Source organism: Planktotalea sp., from assembly GCF_018607965.1.
Taxonomy (GTDB): domain Bacteria; phylum Pseudomonadota; class Alphaproteobacteria; order Rhodobacterales; family Rhodobacteraceae; genus Planktotalea.
This window is the reverse complement of the sequence record NZ_JABBAM010000128.1, coordinates 19,638-39,514: the sequence shown is the minus strand read 5'-3', so window position 1 is coordinate 39,514 and position 19,877 is coordinate 19,638. Positions and strand designations below refer to the sequence as shown.

The following is a 19,877-nucleotide window of genomic DNA, read 5'->3' as shown; positions in this document are numbered from 1 at the left end:
TAAACGCTTCATATTATCCTCGCTTATACCCAACACTCAGGTTGTAATCTGTATCGCAAGTATCGCCTGAGCAGCACTCAAAGATATTAGACTTACAAATGGCACACTGTTCATGCCCGTGTACGACTACAGTGTTCAGTGGGGACTGGCATCTAGGGCATCGTTGTTTGTGTGCGTTAGCGGGGTGAATAGGATTGTCCATTATGGCCACGGCTCGTATTGACTAAAGCTGAAAATCACTTGCAGAAGACCTCGAACTTCTTGTCAGCACCTTGCTCACCAAACTCAGTTCGTATGGATGTAATAAACTCGTCGAAGGTAGCCAAAGTGATGATCCTGCTCGTTGCTTGACAGGATGTTGGCTCACATTCGGCAGGGGATCAATTCGCACCCTGAGACTCAAGCTTATCTCTAAGTCTCTTCACTGTGTTAGCAGACCAGAACTGTTTACTGATTAAAAGTCAGTTGCTCTGCGTCCCTCTGGACTTAACCGTCAGGCCAAAGATCAATATCGACACCACCAGCAATAGGGAAAGCTGCTATATTACCAGCAAGCTCGGACTTGAATGCAAAGATGAGCATAGTATCTCCATCGGCCTGTTCCACGAAGCTCTGAAAAGTCTGACCGTTTACAGGTGATCGTACCAATTCCTTAAAGTTTGAATATGATATGACTTAGTGATCATGGACACAGTGACCTTCTGCATCAGCATCGACCTCATCGAATAATTCTGAGCAGTCGATAACGCTCTGCAACCACGCCCTACAATGATCGCACTGACATTCTGCTGCAGCATCTTCATCACGTTCTAGTTCGTAAACACTATCTGCATCGAATTAAACAAAGATATCTGCAATCTCAGGGTCGCCATACAATGCAATTCGTTGACCAGATGTAAGTTCAACATGCTGAGAAGGACCAGCGGCAAGTAACTGAACCATCTGTTCAGCATACGGTAGTTTAGATGTGTCTGCTGGTTGATTGTGAATTGTGACTTTCATGTCGATATTCCCTATAGATTTGAGTGCAAAGAGAGAAGTTCTCCATAGGGTCACAGGAAGTCCTAGCCGTGTTAGTCAGCTTCACCTCGAAGGTATGAAGCGATTTCCAACTTGTCTTCATCCGTAACAAGGTTTTCACCTGACAGTAAGATTTAAATTAGCATTATGCCCCTTAGGGAGGGGCTGCTCTATCCAGTTGAGCCACGGGGCCACTCGATTGAAGGTTTAACTGCCAAAGTCGCAGATGTCAGCGTCAAAAAATATCACCCCATGGTGCTTGGCGTGTTTCCGAATTATGGTTCGTTAACCGACTATCAAGTGGAGCCTACGCCCTTGTCTAAATCTGATACCCGACCGCTAACGCTTCGCGATGTTTCTGAAGCGTCTGGCGTGTCTGAAATGACTGTTTCGAGAGTTTTGCGAAATCGCGGAGATGTCTCTGCGACGACACGTGAAAAGGTATTGAAGGCTGCCAAAGAACTTGGGTATGTCCCCAACAAAATTGCGGGCGCGTTGGCGTCGCAGCGCGTTAACCTTGTTGCGGTGATCATCCCCTCCTTGTCCAACATGGTTTTCCCTGAAGTCATGACTGGCATATCGCAAGTGCTCGAGGATACCGAACTTCAACCCGTTGTGGGCGTCACTGATTATCAACCCGAAAAAGAAGAGCGCGTGTTGTTCGAGATGCTGTCATGGCGTCCATCTGGCGTGATTATCGCTGGGCTTGAGCATTCGGATGCGTCCCGTGCGATGTTGAAAGCGTCGGGAATTCCCGTCGTCGAAATCATGGATGTTGATGGCACGCCCATTGATACCAGCGTCGGCATTTCGCACCGCCGTGCGGGTCGTGAAATGGCGCATGCAATCTTGAAAGGGCGCTACGAAAACATCGGGTTTATGGGCACGAAAATGCCGCTGGATCACCGAGCGCGCAAACGCTTTGAAGGGTTTACCGAAGTGCTAGGTAAGGCAGGCATTGAGATTGCTGAGCGTGAGTTTTATTCTGGTGGTTCCGCGCTTGCCAAAGGTCGTGAAATGACGGCTGCAATGCTGGAACGCAATCCAAAACTCGATTTCTTATACTACTCAAACGACATGATTAGTGCAGGTGGTTTGTTGTACTTGCTTGAGAAAGGCTACGATATCCCCGGTCAAATCGGTCTTGCAGGTTTCAACGGAGTTGAGTTGTTGCAGGGCCTTCCACGCCAGCTTGCCACCATGGATGCGTGCCGTTTGGAAATTGGTCGCAAAGCCGCTGAAATTATTTCGGAGCGCGTCGAAAACCCTGACGCTGACCTTGAAAAACGAGTTGAACTTTCGCCGAAGATTAGTTTTGGCGACACGCTGAAACGACGCTAGACTATGACACGTGCGGTTCTCAAAAACAAAGACGCGCGCGCCCTGTTTCTAGATCGTCATCTCCTGAGCGACCCGCCCACTGGCAGCGGAAAGGGCGATGATCTTTTGGAATTGATCACAAGCCTTGGCTTTGTTCAAATCGACAGCATCAACACAGTTGAGCGTGCGCACCATATGGTTCTGCGTGCGCGCCGCGCCGCGTATCGCCCAAAGAATCTGACGCCCTTGCTGGAAAAAGATCATTCGCTTTTTGAGCATTGGACACATGATACGTCGATGATCCCAACCGCGTTTTTTCCACACTGGAAGTTACGATTTGAGCGCGACGCCGAAACCTTGCGACGACAATGGCGCAGTTGGCGGCGTGAGGGCTTTGAAGAAAAGGTCGATGCCCTTTTAGAGCGGATCGAACAGCAAGGTCCCAAGTCTTCTGCCTGTGTTGGCGAAGGTGAAAAGCGTGGATCAGGGGGATGGTGGGACTGGCATCCGTCGAAAACTGCCTTGGAATATTTGTGGCGCACGGGTGAACTGAGTGTTGCACGGCGTGAATCGTTCAAGAAATTTTACGATGTGACGGAACGTGTTTTGAATGCCGATTTGATAGCACCCACGCATGACACGCAAACCAGTATTGATTGGTTGTGCAACGCGGCCCTAGATCGATTGGGGTTTGCGACGTCCACCGAAATTGCCGATTTCTGGGATATCGTGACCAAGGCAGAGGCAAAGGAATGGTGCGCCAAAGCGGGACTGATCGAAATTGATGTTGAATGCGTCGACGGCACTTTGCGGCGCTCTTTCGCGCGCGATGGGATTATGACGCAAACACCACCAAAACCCACAAGCCGCTTGCGCATTCTTAGCCCATTTGACCCTGCTTTACGCGATCGCAAACGTGCACAGCGGTTGTTTGGTTTTCACTATCGCATCGAAATTTTCGTACCCGAAGCAAAGCGCCATTATGGCTACTACGTGTTTCCTATCCTTGAAGGCGACAAGCTAACGGGGCGGATTGATATGAAAGCCTTGCGCGCAGATGATGTTTTGAACGTCACCGGACTATGGTGGGAAGAAGGAATTGCGCAGACGCCCGCGCGGATAAGGCGTTTGCGTGCTGAATTGGAGCGGATGGCAAAATTTGCAGGTGTATCACACGTAAAAATTAATCCTGCTCTTGGTTTGTGAGTGCGGATTAAGTTTATTTAGAAAGATGAAGCCAAGCTAAGCGAGCTGATCGGCGAATGTGTCAAGAAGTTTGTGTTTCAGCAGCTTTCCAGTAGGCGCAGCGGGCAATGTCAGTGTCAAAATTATTTGGCTGGGGCGTTTGTAGCCAGACAGGCGCGCGGCGCTGAATGTATGAAGGTCTTCGGTTGTCACAGCGTCCAGGGTAGGAACTTGTACGAAGGCCAGCACCTCTTCATCGCCAGTCGCGGTGCGTCGTCCGATAACGGCGGATTGGATCACGGCCTGATGATCGTTTATCGCTGCCTCGACTTCGGGCGGGTAGATGTTGAAACCACCACGAATGATGAGTTCTTTTGAGCGGCCAAGGATGTGCAGCAAACCGTGATCATCTATTTTGCCCAAATCGCCCGTGTGCATCCAACCGTCTTTATCCAGCGCTTTGTCTGTCGCATCGTCATTACGGAAGTAGCCAAGCATAATGTGTGGGCCGCGCGTGAGTACCTCGCCGATACCATTACCGCCACCTTCGGCCCCTTCGTCAATTCTGATCTCAACGCCTTTTAGGGGCGGTCCAACGGAGATGTCTGGATCGCCGATCAGACTTTTCGTTGTACACACGCCCGCACTGGTTTCAGTCATGCCGTACCCATTTTGGAGAGCGATTCCATAAAAGGCTTCGGCCTTACGTTTCCACACAGGATCAAGCGGCGCTGCACCAGAAGAGACATAGCGCAATGGACCCCCTACGATGCTGTCGATGCCTTGCTCTGACGTATATTGCATCAAGAGCGCGTGCATCTGGGGAACTGCGGGAAGGATGGTCACGCCACTGGTGAGGGCCTCATAGAGTTTTACGGCTGCAAAGCGCGCTTCTAGCCGTATCGTTGCACCCGCAAATGTCGCGGCCATCAACATCGACGCGAGCCCGAACACATGCGTCATGGGCAGCGCGCCATAGACAGTATCGGATGGTGTCATCCCGCGCGTATCTGCAGACGTTTGGCCCGCATACACCAGATTGCTATGGGTCAGCATCACACCCTTGGGCGTGCCTGTTGTGCCTGTTGTGTAAAGCATCACAGCAACGTCAGGATCGGATGCAGGATCACTGGCACCAAGCTCGGCCATCATCACGGTGCCCCACGCACCATTCACGTCACGTGCGTTCATCCGCGTGCCGTGCGTTTTCGCATCAGGTGAAACAGATGAGAAGAACAGCGCAACATTTGGCGTCGCGTGATCGATAATGCGGTTGAGTTCCGCTTCGGTCTGGCGCGCATTCACGGGAACAGCCCAAGCGCCGATCAACGAACACGCGTAGATAAACGCGCACAAGGTCGCGCAGTTTTCGGTGACCATCAAAACGCGGTCACCGCGCTGCACACCAGCGAGCGCAAGCAGATCCGCGCCGGCTTTGGCCGCGCTCCATTCTTTGTGATAGCTCCATGGCGTTGCGTCCCAATCTTGGATCGCAATAGCATCTGGACATTTTTCAAATTGGTTGCATAAGAACTCATGAATTTGCATTTGCAGCCTCCATGAGACGCTGGGTCGCCGCGTCTGCTTGGGCTTCTAGCCGCGCCACAATATCCGCCATCGGTTCAATCTTGTCAGTCAGCCCCAGCGCATGACCCGCCGACAGCATCCCGTACGACACGTCCCCCGTTTCGTATGCTTTGCGCCCAACGACGCCAGCCACGTGGGAGCGCAGACCTTCAAATCCGATTTCCGGATTTTCAGCTTCTAGCTTGGCAACCAGTTCAGTCGTTTCATTGCGCAGCGTGCGGATGGTGTTGCGCACGGTTGCCATGGTCAGCATCGTGTCACGTTCGCTCGCATCAACCAATGCCTGCTTGTAACCGCGATGCGCGTTCAATTCTTCGGCCACCAAAAGCCGTGTACCCATGACAACGCCACTTGCGCCCATCGAGAGTGCCGCAGAAATTTGCGCACCGTGGCCAATGCCGCCACCGATAAGGAACGGGATATCCAAACGCTCAAGCGCGAGCGCGTTGTTGACCATTGTCCCAATCAGATCGAGGCCGGGATGACCGCCGCATTCCGCACCCACTATAGCGACCATGTCAACGCCAATGCTTTGTGCCTTTAGCGCGAAACGAACGGATGGAACTTTGTGAATGACGAACGATCCCTGCCCTTTGAGCAGGTCCATATATTCTTCGGGGTTACGGCCAGAGGTTTCAATCGCCTCGACGCCCTCATCCGCGATTAGCTTGAAAATGTCAGCCGTCTGTTCGCCCGGAACCAATTTTGGCAACATAGAAACGTTCACACCAAAGGGTTTGTCCCCACACAAACGTCGCGCTTTGGCTATCTCTGCGCGCAGGTCCTTAGGATCAGGGAACGACGCCGCTGTGACAAACCCCATGATGCCAGCGTGCGCGCAAGCAGCGACATAATCCGCGTCCGCAAGCCACATAAGGCCACCCGCCAAAACAGGCATACGCAGGCCGAACTTTTCCGTCAGGGGTGTGGTCAGGCTCATGGGTACTCCGGTGTTTGCTTGTTCAGGAAGGCGGCGATGCCGATCTGTGCTTCTGTGTCGACAACCGCGCGGATCATGGCTTCGCGTTCGGCATCAAGCTGATCTGCTTCGGTGGATTCATAGGCGCGCCCGACAAGACCCTTGATGATGCCTTGTGCTTTGCGGGGTCCGTTGGCGAGTGCATCAGCAATAGCGTGGGCTTCCGTCAGTGGATCGCTTGAGAGCGTGTTGACGACGCCCAATGCATGCATTCGATCAGCCAAAACAGTGCGCGCCATCAGGCACATTTCAGACACCAATTGACGGGGCAACATGCGCGCTAAAGCCGATGTTAGACCCGCATCCGGAACCACGCCTGCCTTCACATAAGATGCTGTGAATTTCGCGCCCTCGGTCGCTACGATCATGTCACACGCCAACGCGAGGGATAGACCAGCGCCCGCTGCACCACCCTCGACCGCCGCGATGATTGGAACGGGTGCGTTGCGCAGGCCTGTCACCAAATCATGCAACTCTTGCACCTTTGCACGGCGTTCTTCCAATGACAGCGAACTGCGTTCTTGAAGCGTATTCAGATCGCCACCAGAGCAGAAAAAACCACCCTCCGAGGCGAAGATGATTGCGCGTACTTTCGGGTCCTCGGCGCGCGTCAATGCTTCGCGGATGGCTGCGTATAAATCAGGTGACAAAGCGCCGCGCCGCGCCGCGTTTGCGTTCATAATGATCAGGGTCGATTCCTGTTGTTGGACACGTGCAAGGGTCATGTCAGCTTCTCCTGCGGAACGCGTTTAAACACGCCGGTTGAGGTCGCAATCAGCGTGCCGTCCTCATGGTGCAATTCGGCCGTGATGTATTTCAACGAACGCCCGCCGCCTGTAACCCGACCCACCGCTGTCACGCGCCCGGGAAGACCCGACGCAACAAACTGGGTGGTCAGCGACACCGTCAGAAATGGGGCCTTACCTGTATCATCCACGGTCAGGCTACCCGCGGCACCGCTTGCGCTATCCAGCAGCATCGTCGCAACACCCCCATGCAGCACGTTGTGGCGGTTTAAATGCCGCGCATCCAGATCAAGCCAACAGCGCGCGGTGCCGTCAATGTGACCCACTTCGATCACATATCCGATCAGCTTTTGCGTGCCCGTTTCGTTGCGAATTTCGCTGACCATTTAGGCAGCACTTAGCGCGATGAAGCGTTCAAGGTGATGATCCGTATCACCAAACATATGGTCCGCCATGATGATCCGTTTGGTCAAATGCGCCAACTCATATTCCTGCGTCATCGCAATACCGCCGTGCATCTGAACTGCTTCTTCCGCAATCATACGACCTGCGCGCCCCATCAAGTTTTTCGCAGCACTCGCGTAGCGATCCCGCAGGCGTGTGTCGGCCCCAAGATAACCGGCCGCGCCGATCACCGCAGAGCGGGCTTGCTCAAGCTCGATCAGCATATCCGACAGACGGTGCTGTAGGGCTTGGAAGGTACCAATCGCTTTGCCAAACTGCTTGCGCGTTTGAAGGTACTCGACGGTAAGACGCGTCGCGCTTTCCATACCGCCCAGCGTTTGCGCACAGGTGGCAGTGATCGCCGCCGCAAAAACAGTCTCTAAATGGGCGAAAGCTTCGCCAGCGGCACCAAGGCGCTTGCCCTCGGAAACGCTCACGCCATTCAAATAGATGTCCGCAGCCGTGCCACCACCCATAATCGGTGTCGTGCGCATCTCAAGCTGAGAAACAGGCACTAAGAAGAGCGAAATACCGTGAGGGTCGTCAATCCCACCGCTTTCGCGCGCAGAAATAATGACGTGATCCGCGTTCGGCGCACCCAGCGACATCGCCTTGTGGCCGGTGAGCTTTCCAGCAGCATAAGTCGTTTCAACACGGCTTAGGTCATAGCGGCTACGTGGTTCACCATGCGCAAGCGCAAGACGAGTTTCACCACCAATAATAGACTCTAATAAACCCTTTTGTGTCTCGTTTCCAAGTGAAGCAATAAGGCCGCCGCCAAGGATACAGGTTTCCAAAATCGGCTCTACAACGCCTGCGCGTCCCAGTTCCTCGAACACCACAGCGATATCAAAGCCAGCGCCACCAAAACCACCATCATCCTCGGAAAATAGCGCACCCAGAATGCCCAACTCGGCAAGTTGCGCCCAAAGGTCAACGCTCATACCCGTATCACTTTCCAAGATCGCGTTGCGTGTTGGAACGTCGTATTTATCGGATAAGAAACGCCGCAACGTATCTTGTAGCATTTGGCGTTCTTCGGTCAGCTCAAAGTTCATTGCATTCTCCCCAAGGTCGTCTTGGCAATGATCTCGCGCTGCACTTCGTTAGAGCCCCCAAAGATCGAAAGTTTACGGTTGTTGAAATACTGCGCGGCAACTGGGCCAGCACCGTCCGGACCAAAAGGCGGTTCGTTCGCACCCTCAACGGCTTCGGATGCGAAGGGCAATGCATAAGACCCGGCAGCACGGCGCGCGAGGTCATTTATCTCCTGACGAATGATCGTTCCTTTGACCTTGAGCATCGACGCTTCCAGCCCAGGTGCGCCGCCTTTTGCGGCCTGTGAAACGATGCGCAAATTGCTAAGCGACATCGCCATCAGATCAATTTCAACCTGCGCAATGCGCGCCGCGAAATGCGGGTTTTCGATCAGCGGTCTACCACCCGACATTTCTGATTTCGCCATGCGTTTTACCGCCTCCAGACCCGCGTTTGAAAAACCGACGCCCGCGATATTCGTGCGCTCATGTGTCAGTAAATATTTCGCGTAGGTCCAACCTTTGTCCTGCTCGCCAATCAGATTCTCGACGGGTACTTTAACGTCCGTAAACCAGACCTCATTCACCTCTGCGCCGCCGTCCAAAAGCACGATCGGACGTACTTCAATTCCGGGGGTATCCATTTCGATCAAGAGGAATGAAATACCTTCTTGGTTCTTCACTTCTGTGTTGGTGCGCACGAGGCAGAAAATCATGTTTGCGTGCTGCGCCAAAGTGGTCCACGTTTTCTGACCATTGACGATGTAGTGATCCCCGTCCAGTACAGCGCGCGTTTTCAGGGATGCCAGATCAGAGCCAGCACCGGGTTCGGAATACCCTTGGCACCACCAATCATCCCCGTTCAAGATGCGCGGCAACCAGTGATCACATTGCTCTTTTGAGCCGAATTTTTGCAAGACAGGCGCAAGCATCGACAGCCCAAACGGAACGATACGCGGCGCGTTTGAAAGTGCTGCTTCTTCCTCGAAAATATGGCGTTGAACAGCGTTCCATTCTGCACCACCAAATTCCTTGGGCCAATTCTGTGCAAGCCAGCCATTGGCGTTCAGAATGGCATGCCATTCTTCCACATCATCCTTGGTAAATTCCGCACCACCGCGCACACGATCAGCAAGGTGCTGAGGTAGCTTGTCTTTCATGAACGCGCGGACTTCGCTTTGGAAACCTAGGTCTTCTTGAGAGTAGTTCAAATCCATTTTGCGTTCCTTAGAATATCTCAAACAAGCCAGCAGCACCCATACCGCCACCGATACACATGGTCACAACACCCAGCTTCGCGCCACGGCGTTTGCCCTCAAGCATCAAGTGGCCCGTCATGCGCGCACCTGTCATGCCAAAGGGGTGACCGATCGCAATAGAGCCGCCGTTGACGTTGCATTTCTCATCATCAATGCCAAGGCGGTCACGGCTGTACAGCGCTTGGGATGCGAAGGCCTCGTTCAGCTCCCACAGGTCGATATTATCGACTGTTAGGCCATGACGTTCTAGCAAGCGAGGAACCGCGAACACAGGGCCGATGCCCATCTCGTCAGGCTCACATCCCGCAACCGCAAAACCTTTGAATGCGCCCAGCGCCTCAATGCCTTGGCGTTCTGCATCGCTTGCTTCCATCATTACAACTGCAGCAGATCCATCGCTAAGTTGGCTTGCGTTACCAGCTGTCACAAAACCGCCCTCACGCACAGGTTTCAGCCCTTGCAGGTTTTCCATTTTCGTCGTGGGGCGATTGCATTCGTCGCGATCAACCGTGACCTCGTGATGCGTGACCTCACCTGTTTCTTTGTCTTTGACGGCCATAGTCGCCGTCATCGGAACGATCTCATCCGCGAACTTGCCCGCCGCTTGCGCGGCTGCCATGCGTTGCTGTGACCGCAGACCATATTCATCTTGCGCCTCACGCGAAATGTTGTAGCGCTCAGCCACGATATCGGCTGTTTCGATCATGGACATATAGATCGCTGGCTTGTGTTCTTTCATCCAGTCGTCACGGGACGGAACACTGTGATTGCCCGTCAGCGAAATGCTTTCCACGCCGCCCGCGATCATTGGACCCGATCCGTTTTGAATGGACTGTGCCGCCATTGCGATGGTCTGCAAACCGCTTGAACAAAAGCGGTTAACGGTAGAACCACACACCGTTACAGGAAGACCTGCGCGCAACGCAATTTGGCGTGCAATGTTGCCGCCTGTCGCGCCCTCGGGCGTGGCGCATCCCATCAAGCAATCCTCGATGGTTGCAGGATCAATACCCGCGCGCGCAACTGCATGTTTAACTGAATGCGCACCCAAAGTTGCGCCGTGTGTCATGTTCAGTGAGCCGCGAAACGACTTTGCCAATCCGCTGCGTGCGGTCGATACGATGACTGCCTGTTTCAAACCGTCTCTCCTTTGTTCAAATCTTCAAAATTTTTGCCTGCCGCGACAAGGCGTTCTAGTAGCGCCGAGGGTTGCCAGAAGAAATCGTCCACCTCTGCGTAGCGTTTGATATCAGCCAGAATGCCATCCAGCCCCTGCATATCGGCCCACTTCAAAGGACCGCCCCAATGGCGTGGAAAACCGTAGCCAAAGAGTAGGACCATATCCACATCCAAAGGACGGCGCGCGATGCTCTCATCGACGACCATCGCGGCCTCGTTCACCATGGCGCACATGTAGCGGCGCTGGATCTCTTCGTGGGTAAAGTTCTGCGGGGTGATGCCCAAATCAGCGCGCTCTGCTTCGATCAGCGCGGTCACGTCTGGGTTCGGTGTACCACCGCGTTTACCAGCCTCATAAACGTAGTAGCCCTTGCCCGTCTTTTGGCCAAAGTTGCCTGCCTCGCACATTTTATCCGCATAGGTCGCAACTCGTTCATGCACATCACGGGTCGGCGCAAGGCGTTTGCGTGTGGCCCAACCGATGTCGAGACCCGCCAAATCAGCCACCTCATATGGACCCATAGCAAAGCCGAAACCTGTCATTGCCTTGTCAATTTCATAGGGCGATGCACCATCCATAATCATGTGGTCTGCACAGGTGCGATAGGTCTTCAAAATGCGGTTGCCAATAAAGCCGTCACACACGCCAGAGCGCACAGCGATCTTACGCAGCGCTTTACCCAGCGCGAAGCCCGTCGCAACAACTTCGGGCGCTGTTTGATCTGCGACAACGACCTCAAGCAATTTCATCACATGTGCGGGCGAAAAGAAGTGCAGCCCCAACACATCTGCAGGCCGCGACGTGCTGGCAGCGATTTCGTTGACATCAAGGTAGGAAGTGTTGGATGCAAGAACCGCACCCTTTTTGCAAACGCGATCCAATTCAGCAAAGATCGCTTTTTTCACACCCATTTCTTCGAATGCGGCCTCGATCACCAGATCCGCATTGCTAAGCGCGTCGTAGCTGTCAGACGCGCGAAACTCGGTCTCCATGATCGCATCATATTTCGCTTGGCTGAGTTTCCCGCGCGTAACAGAGCCTTGTAGAATGCCGCTGACACGACCTGTGCCAGCCTCGGCCGCAGCACCGTCCCGTTCAACCATCGTCACATCGAAGCCAGCAAGCAGGGCAGCAACGGCGATGCCAGCGCCCATTGTGCCGCCACCGATCACACCGATTGCTTTCAACGCGCGCGGCTCAACGCCTTTGAGTTCGGGCAGTTTAGACACTGCACGCTCGTTAAAGAACGCGTGGATCATGCCTTCGCGCTGGGGCGTTTTCAGCAGGTCTGTGAACATCTGGCGTTCGCTTTGAATGCCCACGTCAAAACCCGTATGGCAGCACACTTCTATCGCGCGGATCGCAGTTGCTGGCGCAATTTGGCCACGGCCTTTCTTGATCGCAGCGTCATAGGCTGCGTCGAAGTCAATCACTTCAGGACAAGGTAATTCACCGACGGCGCGCGGACCTTTACCTGCGTCCAGAATACGTTGCGCGTAGGCAAGACCGATCGCTTCTGGGTCGCCCTCTTGAACCTCGTCAATCAAATCGAGTTCCAGCGCTTCGGCAGCGCCGACTTGGCGACCGCTTGTGATGATCTCGATGGATTTCTCAACACCGACCAAACGCGGCAAACGTTGCGTACCGCCTGCACCCGGGATCAGACCCAAATGGACCTCAGGAAGGCCGACTTTCGCGGACTGAATAGCAATGCGGTAATGCGTGCCCAAAGCGATCTCTAGACCGCCACCAAGCGCCGTTCCATGCAAAGATGAAATCACAGGCAAAGGGCTGCGTTCGATCCGTGTGCAGATATCGGGCAAGGACGGTTCGCGCGGGGGTTTGCCGAACTCCTTGATGTCTGCGCCTGCAAAAAACGTACGGCCTCCACCGACGATTAGCACAGCTTTCGCCTCTGTCTCGGCGCGGTCCATGCACGTCATCAAACCGATGCGCACATCATATCCCAGCGCATTTACGGGCGGGTTATTCGCACGCAAGATCGCAATATCGCCCTTGAGTTCGTACTGAATTGCATCGCTCATATTTCTATCCCTTTATCCCCGTTTCAGCAGCGCAGGGCTGCGTCCGGTCCGTGTCTCAAGCGCGCGCACTGTGTCGCGTAATTTCGGTCCGACCTCATGTTCCATGCGGTCATCGTTCAACGTTGCGGGCAGTGCACCACAAGAAAAGGCTGCGGGCCCGCCAAATTCAGCAACGTGAAACGGTACGCTGACCGCATTCACACTTGCTGCATATCGCGTGTCCCGCGGCGCGATCGCAAAACCACGCGCCAACAACTGTTCATACCCAGCTTGGCGGAAGCTACGCAGATCGTCATCAGGTTCTAGCGCTTTGAACGCAGCGTCATTCAGGCAGGCCATGACAGACATCCCCGAGGATGATCCAAAAATCGGAATACGGTGGCCCGGTTCCAGCCAGATCGAGGCTGTCTTTTCAGGGCGCCATGTTTTGACAAGCAGCATCTTTTCACTGTCGCGCACGGCCAATAGGCCAAGGGTGCCCGTTTCATTTGCAAGCTGTTGCATGGATTCGTCAGCTGTTTCTAAGAAAGACACAGAGGCCGTCGCAACATTGCCGATGGCGAGGGCGGCAGGACCAAGGCGATAGCGATCGTTCTTGCCTGCGTGACTAAGGTATCCCAATTCGCGCAGCGTGAAAGTCAGGCGTGACACTGTCGCGTTGGGAAGACCCGTACGTTCAGCAATTTCCATATGGCTGAGCCCATCATCGCTGGCCCGAAACGCCCGCATGATTGAAAGCCCACGCGCAAGCGTACTGGCAAAGCGGCGGTCCTTTTCAAACGTATCCGTCATTGCATCGACATCGGGATCAGGAGCGAAATGATCGGGAAGCACATGATCAGGATCAACACCATGATATCCACACTTAAGAAGCGTGCGATGCCTGCAAAGATGCGATCAATCGGGGCCTGATTACCGACCACGTTCGCGATGACGAAGACGTTTAGGCCAACAGGTGGTGTGATCAAGCCGATCTCTAGCAGTTTGATCACAACGACGCCGAACCAGATCAGATCGAGCCCATAGCTTTCAACCAGTGGGATCATCAGTGGCAGCGTGAGAACCATAATGCCAATGGGATCAAGGAACATCTCAAGCACCAAGTAAATACCCGCGATACAGAGCATGAGCACGAAGACCGAAGGCTCTGCCGCGGTCACCGTTTCAACGATGCTGGGCGCGATGCTTGTAAGAGCTACGAAGGCTACGAAGATTTTTGCAGTGGCGGCGATGAAGAAAATAGCCGTCGTCTGAATACAGGTTTCGCGTACACTTTCCCAAAGACCCTGCCAATTCAAGTTCCCCTGCGCAAAACCGATAACAGCCGCGAAGAAGACGCAAACGGCGGCGGCCTCGGTTGCGGTGAAGATGCCGCCGTATATGCCGCCAATGATGACGACAAACAAAAGAACCGCAGGCCAAGCATCGCGCGCCGCGCGCCAGCGTTCGGCGGAACTGATATCGGTATCCCCGACGGGCGCAATTTCGGGTGAAACACGTACCCAGACGGCGATCACCAACAGAAACCCCGCAAGCGTTAAAAGACCCGGCAGAACACCCGCAAGGAACAAACGACTGATCGAGGTTTCAGTGAAAATGCCGTAGATGATGAACAACACGGACGGCGGGATGAGCGACCCCAAAGTGCCCCCAGCGGCAACCGCGCTTGTCGCAAGGCGGTTGTCATACCCCATGCGCAACATCTCTGGCACGCAGATGCGGCCCATCGTGGATGCGCAGGCAATCGAACTGCCTGTTATTGCGGAAAAGCCACCACAGCCAACGACGGACGCCATAGCAACGCCACCCGGAAGACGGACCAGCCAAACCTTGGCGGCATAGTAAATCTTGGTCGTGATGTCCGCGCGATACGCGATGTGGCCCAGCGCCACGAACAAGGGGATCATCGACAGGTTATAGGAATGGATCAAATCGAAGGAATTAGAAAACACCAGCGACGACGTCGCTTTGATTGCGCGTTCAGGGGCAAAGCTACCAGAGCGGAACGCGAAGATCAGGAAGGTCGCGACAGTCGCGACACTGGCCAGTGAGAACGCGATCGGGACGCGCATAGCAAGCAATAAAAGCACACAGCCAAATGCAATCAGACCAAGGGTTGCAGGATCAATCAACGCACCGCTCCTTCGTCTTCGTCCACCGCGCCGCCGCTGAGGATGGTGCGCGTGTCACGAATGGCGAGATCGGCTAGGCGAACCCAGCAGACGGCGATGCCAATGAGGAAAATCAGACGCCCAGGCCACTTGGGTAGACCCAAGTCCCCAAAGTAAAAACTGCCCTTGGACCACGTGCCCGACAACTCGTGCCAGCCTGCGAACAGCAGCGGCATCAGGGCAAACATGCCAATCAGAGATCCTAGAACGATAAGGTAGGACCGCCCTCGTGGGGACAGTCCGTTCGTTACAAATTCGACCGCCACATGTCCGCGCGCCGCTGTGGCCGCGCCCAAGGGTAGGACGATGGCTGCCACCATCAATTCACGCACGATGATCACGCTATCTGGTATCCCCGTCTGGAAGATCGCGCGCGCGGCAACGTTGGCGGTGATCATCAACCCGAGGGCGATCACAGCCAATGCACCCAGCGACCAGAGCAATGATTCAATGCGTTTCAAGATGGTGGCAGCCTTTCTAACAGACGCTTAGTTGCGCGCCCAAGGATAGCCCTTGCTATCGCGCTCCTCAGAGTACTTGGCGATCAGGCCACGGTACTCGTCCAGCAGTGCTTGACCAGGTAGGCCGACAGAATCCGCACCTTCAACCCATTTGCCAAGGAACGGCTCGCCCATGGAAACCAGTTTTGCGCGCTCTTCATCCGCGAGCGTGATGATCTCAACGCCAGCTTCTGTCATGGACGCAATCGCCTTGTCGTTTGCGATCGTGATAGTGCGGCCAAACTCATCAGCCATTTCCATGCCAACGGTTTCAACCAGCGCTTTTTGATCGTCTGACAGGCTGTCATGTGCATCTGCGTTCATGAAGATACCAACGCCGCCAACTTGGCCCCAGTTCAGCAATGTGTAGCTGTCCATGACTTCCGCCTGCTTGAGCGCTGCAACCGCGTAGGAATAGCCCTGCGAGCAATCGATCAAGCCTGTGTCCAGTCCCTGATACGCGTCATAGATCGACATGCGCACCATGTTGGCACCCATTTCGCCAAAGACTTTGCCGAATGCACTAACGCCGCGCACTTTCAGACCAGATACGTCTTCCGCTTTGCGGATCGCCGCACCTTTACAGCCGATGTTGACGGCAGATGTGGTGAACGTGCCAACGTAGACCAGTCCCTTGTCCGCGAAGTTGGCTTTAAGCGCGTCAGACGAGCGCATCAGCTCATCCGTAGCGCGCATGCCAACCCATGCGTCGGGGTTATTCACGGTCAAATCAGCAATGCCGTAGCCAACCATTTCTTGTGGATAGTACACCACAATCACGGTGCCCACATCGGAAACGCCGTCGGAAATTGATTGCACAGCCGCGTTGGATTTGAACAACGCGCCGCCCCATTGAATGTCGATCTTCATATCGCCGCTGGAACGCTCGGTAAGTTGGTCCGCAAACCACTGCAATGCAGCGGCACGTGCGCAACGGTTCGGGCCAGCTTCGCCGTGGATCAGTGTTGTTTCAGCAGCGGCCGCGCCGACAAGTCCAAAGGACATCGCGCAGGATAGGGCAAATTTACGATAAAACGTTATGGTATCTCCTCCCAGAGTACACTTCTTTTAATAATAATAATTTTCACTATGTGGAAATGATTTTTACTTTTGTACATGACGCTAGGAAATCGGGAATTTAAAAGCAACTGATTTAAAGTAAGCACCAACAAAGATCGCGTTTTCTGCTTTTAAAACCTGCTCTGCTGCCTAAAGATGAAAACGGGGATAGCATCAAAAGTGTGGGCATATGGAAATTCGTTATACTGAACGGGGCGACATAACAGGTCTCAAAGTGATTCTGGATCAGATCGAATTGTTCCCCAGCGACATGCTGGACGACATGCTGAACGGTTTTCTTGAGGGTGATACCGATGATCTTTGGCTGACGCTTGAAGTCGATGGTACGCCGCTGGGATTTTGCTACGCAAACCCAGAACAGATGACGGATGAGACGTGGAATATTCTAGCCCTCGGCGTGTCACCAAACCATCAAGGCAGCGGTGCGGGAACCCATCTCACGCAACAGATGGAAGCCCAGATCGAGGACCAAGGCGGCAGCGTTATTATCGTGGATACGTCCAGCACCGAGGGCTTCGCGAAAACGCGGAAGTTCTACGAAAAAGCGGGCTACACTGAGGAAGCCCGCATTCGTGATTTCTGGTCCAAAGGCGTCGACAAGGTCACCTATCGCAAAGTGATCAGCTAATTACGCAGTGACCATTAGCCCTTCGGATTTAAGTATTGCGTGGCATTCATCCAGCGATTTCCAAGCGCGTTCAATCAGCATGTCGATTTCTGCCTCTGTGATCACCAGTGGTGGCGAAATGATCATACGATCCCCTACATGACGCATCACCAGATTGTTCGCAAAACACCGCTCGCGACAAATGAACCCAACTGTTCCTGTGTCTGGTTTAAAGGCAGCACGACTTTCCTTGTGCGGGGTCAGAATCAGCGATCCCATCATCCCGACAAGATTGGCCTCGCCCACCAAAGGATGATCCAGCATCGCGTCCCATTTCTTCTTAAGGTAGGGACCCGTCTGTTCACGCACACGCGTGACAATGCCCTCTTCGTCCAAGATTCGGATGTTTTCTAAAGCAACAGCAGAGGCAACAGGATGGCTGGAATACGTGTAGCCGTGATTAAACTCGCCTGAGTTTATCACAGACGCGATTTCGTCAGACACGATGGAACCGCCGATAGGCTGATAGCCAGAACTAAGCCCCTTCGCGATTGTCATGATGTCAGGACGAATGCCCATTGTGGTAGAACCGAACCATTCACCCGTCCGCCCAAAGCCACAGATCACTTCATCTGCGATCAACAGGATTTCGTATTTATCGCAAATGCGCTGAATTTCTGGCCAATAGGTGGACGGCGGAACGATAACGCCGCCCGCACCCTGAACAGGTTCCGCAATGAACGCAGCAACGCGGTCTTCGCCCATGTCGTTGATCGCTTGCTCTAGCTCTTGCGCGCGCATCAGGCCGAATTCTTCGGGTGTGTGATCGCCTCCCTCAGCCCACCAGTTTGGCTGGCCAATGTGGTGGATATTAGGGATCGGCATCCCGCCTTGCGCATGCATTCCGCTCATCCCGCCAAGGGAACCAGACCCAACGGATGAACCATGATAGGCGTTGTGACGCGAAATAATCACGTTCTTTGACGGCTTGCCCTTCATGTCCCAAAAGGTGCGAACCATGCGAATGTTAGTATCATTCGCCTCTGACCCAGAGCCCGCGTAGAACACGTGGTTCATGCCCTCAGGCGCAAGTTCAGCGAGGCGTTGGCTGAGTGCGATGACGGGCACATGCGTGGTCATAAAGAACGTATTGTAGTACGGAAGTTCGCGCATCTGACGCGCGGCGACATCGGCCAGTTCGTGACGGCCATAGCCGATATTCACACACCACAGACCCGCCATCGCATCCAAGATCTGATTACCCTCTGAATCGCGCAGCATAACGCCATCTGCACTGGTGATCACACGCGCACCCTTGGCTGCGATCTCATCCCCCGTGGTAAACGGATGCATGTGATGGGCCGCATCAAGGGCCTGCAACTCAGCGGTTGGCATGTGATTGGTGATGGCGTTCATTAGGCGCTCCTTTTAAGGGCATGTGGCATATTCCGAAATCTTGCGCAGCATATGAGGCGCGCCACTCGTGTCAATCGACACAATAAAACCTTGCGACTCTGTAAACTGCGTGAAAACAATGTTCTTCAGAATGCTGCACCAAAGAAATGCGGCACGCATCATGTCTTTTGGGAGATAAACACTTGAAAAAACTCATGCTCGCAAGTGCATCGCTTGCCCTGATTGCAGCAACAGCGCACGCCGAAGAAGTCCGCGTTTACAACTGGTCGGATTACATCGACGAAGCACTCCTAGAAAAGTTCGAAGCCGACACAGGCATCAAACTGATTTACGACGTGTTCGACAGCAACGAATTGCTTGAGACTAAGATGCTCGCAGGTGGATCAGGCTACGACGTCGTTGTCCCGTCTGGCACATTCTTGCAGCGCCAGATCACAGCGGGCGCGTTTCAAAAACTGGACATGTCCAAGCTGCCAAACGTGGGCAACATGTGGGATGTCGTGTCCTCGCGCACAGAACAGTATGACCCAGCCAACGCCTATTCCATCAACTACATGTGGGGCACCACGGGTATCGGTGTGAACATTGGCAAAGTGAAAGAAGCGCTGGGCGAAGATGCTCCAATTGATTCACTCGAGTTGGTTTTGAACCCAGACAACATGGCGAAACTGGCAGAGTGCGGCGTTCACATGCTGGACGCACCTGCCGAGATGATCCCGATGGCGCTGAAGTTCATTGGCGAAGACCCAGACAGCCAAGACCCAGACGTGATCGCAAAGGCAGAGCCTGTTCTAACAGCCGTGCGCCCCTACATTCAGAAGTTCCACAGCTCTGAATACATCAATGCACTTGCAAACGGCGATATCTGCGTTGCTATCGGCTGGTCTGGCGATATCCTACAAGCGCGTGATCGTGCAGCGGAGGCCGACAACGGTGTAGAAATCGCATACCACGCAGCCAAAGAAGGCGCGCAAATGTGGTTTGACCAAATGGCGATCCCTGCGGATGCCCCAAACCCAGACGCGGCACACACGTTCTTGAACTTCATCATGGACGCGCAGAACATGGCAGATGCATCAAACTACGTTTATTACGCTAACGGCAACCTCGCGTCCCAGCCTTTGCTTGAGGAAGACGTGATTGGTGATCCTGCGATCTATCCAGATGCAGCTACGCTTGAGAACCTGTTCACAACGTCGCCTTACGCACCAAAAGTGCAGCGTGTTGTCACGCGCATGTGGACGAAGATCAAGTCTGGCACCTAGACTAATCTTTTAACCCATCTGCCCTCGCGCTTATAC

The 19,877-nt window shown here is 54.0% G+C and carries 18 protein-coding genes; 4 read left to right on the top strand and 14 right to left on the bottom strand.

The window, feature by feature from the left end:
• Positions 1 to 837: 837 nt before the first annotated feature.
• Positions 838 to 1,002, bottom strand: a complete 165-nt coding sequence (locus QZ279_RS12095) for a hypothetical protein (RefSeq protein WP_293451198.1) — start codon at positions 1,000 to 1,002, stop codon at positions 838 to 840.
• Between the two features lie 333 nt (positions 1,003 to 1,335).
• On the opposite strand from QZ279_RS12095, the gene QZ279_RS12090 reads away from it, so the two are divergent.
• A complete protein-coding gene (locus QZ279_RS12090; protein WP_293451202.1) occupies positions 1,336 to 2,361 on the top strand; it encodes a LacI family DNA-binding transcriptional regulator in 1,026 nt (341 codons plus the stop codon).
• Positions 2,362 to 2,364: 3 nt separating this feature from the next.
• Complete coding sequence (locus QZ279_RS12085) at positions 2,365 to 3,546, top strand: crosslink repair DNA glycosylase YcaQ family protein (RefSeq protein ID WP_293451196.1); 1,182 nt, start codon at positions 2,365 to 2,367, stop codon at positions 3,544 to 3,546.
• Positions 3,547 to 3,582: 36 nt separating this feature from the next.
• Here the strand turns inward: QZ279_RS12085 and QZ279_RS12080 are convergent, their stop codons facing one another.
• The 12 genes from QZ279_RS12080 to QZ279_RS12025 are packed head-to-tail and all read right to left on the bottom strand — an operon-like array spanning position 3,583 to position 16,478.
• Positions 3,583 to 5,073, bottom strand: coding sequence for a class I adenylate-forming enzyme family protein (locus QZ279_RS12080; protein WP_293451194.1), 1,491 nt, complete (start codon positions 5,071 to 5,073; stop codon positions 3,583 to 3,585).
• Entirely contained in the window at positions 5,060 to 6,052 is a 993-nt protein-coding gene (locus tag QZ279_RS12075; RefSeq protein ID WP_293451192.1) for a nitronate monooxygenase, read from the bottom strand. Before QZ279_RS12075 ends, QZ279_RS12080 begins: the two co-directional genes overlap by 14 nt.
• Positions 6,049 to 6,816, bottom strand: a complete 768-nt coding sequence (locus QZ279_RS12070; protein WP_293451190.1) for an oxepin-CoA hydrolase, alternative type — start codon at positions 6,814 to 6,816, stop codon at positions 6,049 to 6,051. The genes QZ279_RS12075 and QZ279_RS12070 overlap by 4 nt, the downstream gene beginning before the upstream one ends.
• Complete coding sequence (locus QZ279_RS12065; protein ID WP_293451188.1) at positions 6,813 to 7,223, bottom strand: PaaI family thioesterase; 411 nt, start codon at positions 7,221 to 7,223, stop codon at positions 6,813 to 6,815. Before QZ279_RS12065 ends, QZ279_RS12070 begins: the two co-directional genes overlap by 4 nt.
• Complete coding sequence (locus QZ279_RS12060; RefSeq protein WP_293451186.1) at positions 7,224 to 8,339, bottom strand: acyl-CoA dehydrogenase; 1,116 nt, start codon at positions 8,337 to 8,339, stop codon at positions 7,224 to 7,226.
• Positions 8,336 to 9,535 carry an acyl-CoA dehydrogenase family protein gene (locus QZ279_RS12055; RefSeq protein ID WP_293451184.1) on the bottom strand — a complete coding sequence of 400 codons (1,200 nt, stop codon included), beginning with the start codon at positions 9,533 to 9,535 and terminating at the stop codon, positions 8,336 to 8,338. The genes QZ279_RS12060 and QZ279_RS12055 overlap by 4 nt, the downstream gene beginning before the upstream one ends.
• A 10-nt stretch (positions 9,536 to 9,545) precedes the next feature.
• Positions 9,546 to 10,715 (bottom strand): acetyl-CoA C-acyltransferase, encoded by a 1,170-nt coding sequence (locus QZ279_RS12050; protein ID WP_293451182.1) that lies wholly within the window; start codon positions 10,713 to 10,715, stop codon positions 9,546 to 9,548.
• The gene (locus QZ279_RS12045) at positions 10,712 to 12,802 is read right to left on the bottom strand and encodes an FAD-dependent oxidoreductase (protein ID WP_293451180.1); all 2,091 of its coding nucleotides are present in this window, start codon (positions 12,800 to 12,802) and stop codon (positions 10,712 to 10,714) included. The genes QZ279_RS12050 and QZ279_RS12045 overlap by 4 nt, the downstream gene beginning before the upstream one ends.
• A 12-nt stretch (positions 12,803 to 12,814) precedes the next feature.
• Entirely contained in the window at positions 12,815 to 13,594 is a 780-nt protein-coding gene (locus tag QZ279_RS12040; protein ID WP_293451178.1) for an IclR family transcriptional regulator, read from the bottom strand.
• The gene (locus tag QZ279_RS12035) at positions 13,591 to 14,931 is read right to left on the bottom strand and encodes a TRAP transporter large permease (protein WP_293451200.1); all 1,341 of its coding nucleotides are present in this window, start codon (positions 14,929 to 14,931) and stop codon (positions 13,591 to 13,593) included. The genes QZ279_RS12040 and QZ279_RS12035 overlap by 4 nt, the downstream gene beginning before the upstream one ends.
• Positions 14,931 to 15,434 (bottom strand): TRAP transporter small permease, encoded by a 504-nt coding sequence (locus tag QZ279_RS12030; protein WP_293451176.1) that lies wholly within the window; start codon positions 15,432 to 15,434, stop codon positions 14,931 to 14,933. Before QZ279_RS12030 ends, QZ279_RS12035 begins: the two co-directional genes overlap by 1 nt.
• Positions 15,435 to 15,461: 27 nt before the next feature.
• Complete coding sequence (locus QZ279_RS12025; RefSeq protein WP_293451174.1) at positions 15,462 to 16,478, bottom strand: C4-dicarboxylate TRAP transporter substrate-binding protein; 1,017 nt, start codon at positions 16,476 to 16,478, stop codon at positions 15,462 to 15,464.
• Positions 16,479 to 16,722: 244 nt separating this feature from the next.
• On the opposite strand from QZ279_RS12025, the gene QZ279_RS12020 reads away from it, so the two are divergent.
• Positions 16,723 to 17,181: a GNAT family N-acetyltransferase gene (locus QZ279_RS12020; protein ID WP_293451172.1), complete on the top strand. Its 459-nt coding sequence runs from the start codon at positions 16,723 to 16,725 to the stop codon at positions 17,179 to 17,181.
• Here QZ279_RS12020 and QZ279_RS12015 read toward each other — a convergent pair whose 3' ends face one another.
• Positions 17,182 to 18,576, bottom strand: a complete 1,395-nt coding sequence (locus QZ279_RS12015; RefSeq protein WP_293451170.1) for an aspartate aminotransferase family protein — start codon at positions 18,574 to 18,576, stop codon at positions 17,182 to 17,184.
• Between the two features lie 182 nt (positions 18,577 to 18,758).
• Here QZ279_RS12015 and QZ279_RS12010 point away from each other — a divergent pair, with 182 nt between their 5' ends.
• Positions 18,759 to 19,841: a polyamine ABC transporter substrate-binding protein gene (locus tag QZ279_RS12010; protein WP_293451168.1), complete on the top strand. Its 1,083-nt coding sequence runs from the start codon at positions 18,759 to 18,761 to the stop codon at positions 19,839 to 19,841.
• The last annotated feature ends 36 nt before the right edge of the window (positions 19,842 to 19,877 follow it).

Excerpts from the sequence above, each read along its gene's own strand:
- QZ279_RS12095 (WP_293451198.1), bottom strand. The coding sequence starts at position 1,002 with ATGAAAGTCACAATTCACAATCAACCAGCAGACACATCTAAACTACCG.
- QZ279_RS12085 (WP_293451196.1), top strand. The coding sequence starts at position 2,365 with ATGACACGTGCGGTTCTCAAAAACAAAGACGCGCGCGCCCTGTTTCTA.
- QZ279_RS12080 (WP_293451194.1), bottom strand. The coding sequence starts at position 5,073 with ATGCAAATTCATGAGTTCTTATGCAACCAATTTGAAAAATGTCCAGAT.
- QZ279_RS12075 (WP_293451192.1), bottom strand. The coding sequence starts at position 6,052 with ATGAGCCTGACCACACCCCTGACGGAAAAGTTCGGCCTGCGTATGCCT.
- QZ279_RS12070 (WP_293451190.1), bottom strand. The coding sequence starts at position 6,816 with ATGACCCTTGCACGTGTCCAACAACAGGAATCGACCCTGATCATTATG.
- QZ279_RS12065 (WP_293451188.1), bottom strand. The coding sequence starts at position 7,223 with ATGGTCAGCGAAATTCGCAACGAAACGGGCACGCAAAAGCTGATCGGA.
- QZ279_RS12060 (WP_293451186.1), bottom strand. The coding sequence starts at position 8,339 with ATGAACTTTGAGCTGACCGAAGAACGCCAAATGCTACAAGATACGTTG.
- QZ279_RS12055 (WP_293451184.1), bottom strand. The coding sequence starts at position 9,535 with ATGGATTTGAACTACTCTCAAGAAGACCTAGGTTTCCAAAGCGAAGTC.
- QZ279_RS12045 (WP_293451180.1), bottom strand. The coding sequence starts at position 12,802 with ATGAGCGATGCAATTCAGTACGAACTCAAGGGCGATATTGCGATCTTG.
- QZ279_RS12040 (WP_293451178.1), bottom strand. The coding sequence starts at position 13,594 with ATGACGGATACGTTTGAAAAGGACCGCCGCTTTGCCAGTACGCTTGCG.
- QZ279_RS12025 (WP_293451174.1), bottom strand. The coding sequence starts at position 16,478 with ATGTCCTTTGGACTTGTCGGCGCGGCCGCTGCTGAAACAACACTGATC.
- QZ279_RS12020 (WP_293451172.1), top strand. The coding sequence starts at position 16,723 with ATGGAAATTCGTTATACTGAACGGGGCGACATAACAGGTCTCAAAGTG.
- QZ279_RS12015 (WP_293451170.1), bottom strand. The coding sequence starts at position 18,576 with ATGAACGCCATCACCAATCACATGCCAACCGCTGAGTTGCAGGCCCTT.